We start from the raw sequence: 1,535 nt of genomic DNA on the forward strand, positions 1-1,535 counted from the left end.
GGTTTCGTCGTTCGCCTGACAGCTGGGCGGCCTTTGCGTGATCGTGTCTTCTCGCTGAAGTCGACAGTCGATCAACCCAAAGGCCGTGATGGACAGTCTGCAAGACGACGCCGCGCGCGTCGAGGCCCTGGCCGGGTTGTCCCGGTTTCGCCGCGAGTTCTACGAGTGCCTGACCCTGCGGGCGGATGCGCTGTTCGAGTTGGCGGACGCGGTGCTGTGCGTGGATGGGCCCGTGGTCTCGCTGCCGGAGCTGTCGCTTGCCGGGGTGCACCGGCGCGGGCACGGGGCGATGTACGACGCGCTGGCCCAGGGGCACATCGCCGTGTCCCGCCTGCGTATGGCCCTGGCGGGGCTGGAACTGCCGCGTGGAGCGGACCGGCAGCTGTCCATCGCGCTGGACGTCACGCCATGGCCGCGTCCGGACGCCGAGTGCTCGCCCGAGCGGCTGCACTGCCACCGCCCGTGCCGCTGCGACGGGGTCCGCCAGACCATCCCGGGCTGGCCCTACCAAGTGGCCGCCGCGCTGGGCGGTGGCCGCTCCTCGTGGACCGGCCCGCTGGACGCCGTACGGCTGGGACCCGAGGACGACCCCACCGAAATCACCGCCACCCAGATCCGTGAGCTGCACGCCCGCCTGGAGGAGGCCGGGCAGTGGCAGCCGGGCGACCCGCCGGTCCTGTTCGTCATGGACTCCGGCTACGACCTCGTGCGCCTGACCTGGCTGCTGCGCGCCGAGCCGGTCCGGCTGCTGGGACGCATCCGCTCCGACCGGGTGATGTACGCGCCGGCCGGCAAGCGCCGCGGCCCCAACCCCGGACGCCCACCCCGTCATGGAGCGGAGTTCCGCCTCGCCGACTCCGCCACCCACCCGGCCCCGGTCCAGGAGTCGGCCGGCGTCCACGACCGCTTCGGCGAGGTCCTCGCCCGCTGCTGGAGCCGCATGCACCCCAAGCCGGACCGGCGCGGCTCCTGGGCCGACCACCAGGGAGAACTGCCCCTCGTTGAGGGCACGTTGGTCCACCTGGCCGTCGAGCACCTGCCCGGCAACCGCGAACCCAAGCCGCTGTGGCTGTGGCACAGCGACCCCGACGCCACCGAGCACGACGTCGACCGCCTTTGGCGGATCTTCCTTCGAAGATTCGACATCGAACACACATTCCGCTTCTTCAAGCAGACCCTCGGCCTGACCCGCCCCCGCCTGCGTACTCCCGAACAGGCCGACCGGTGGGTGTGGCTGATCCTCGCCGCCTACGCGCAGCTCCGCCTCGCCCGGCCCCTGGCCGAGGACCTGCGTAGACCCTGGGAGAAGCCACTGACGCCGGATCGGCTCACCCCCGGCCGGGTCCGTCGCGGCTATCCCCGCATCCGGCGGATCCTGGGCACCCCTGCCAGCACGCCGAAAGCCACCCACCCCGGCCCCGGCCGCCCCAAGGGCCGCGCCTCCACCCCCGCACCCCGCCACCCAGTCGGCAAGAAACAACGCAAAGTGGACAGACCTCGACGGGGCGGAACAGAGGAGGAGGCTTAAAGATCAA

Annotated in this window: 1 protein-coding gene; it reads left to right on the forward strand. The window is 71.8% G+C overall.

The window, feature by feature from the left end:
- Window positions 1-88 precede the first annotated feature (88 nt).
- The gene (locus I8N67_RS41455; RefSeq protein WP_200309498.1) at window positions 89-1,528 is read left to right on the forward strand and encodes an NF041680 family putative transposase; all 1,440 of its coding nucleotides are present in this window, start codon (window positions 89-91) and stop codon (window positions 1,526-1,528) included.
- Window positions 1,529-1,535: the final 7 nt, after the last annotated feature.

The organism is Streptomyces adelaidensis, assembly GCF_016598475.1.
Lineage (GTDB): Bacteria > Actinomycetota > Actinomycetes > Streptomycetales > Streptomycetaceae > Streptomyces > Streptomyces adelaidensis.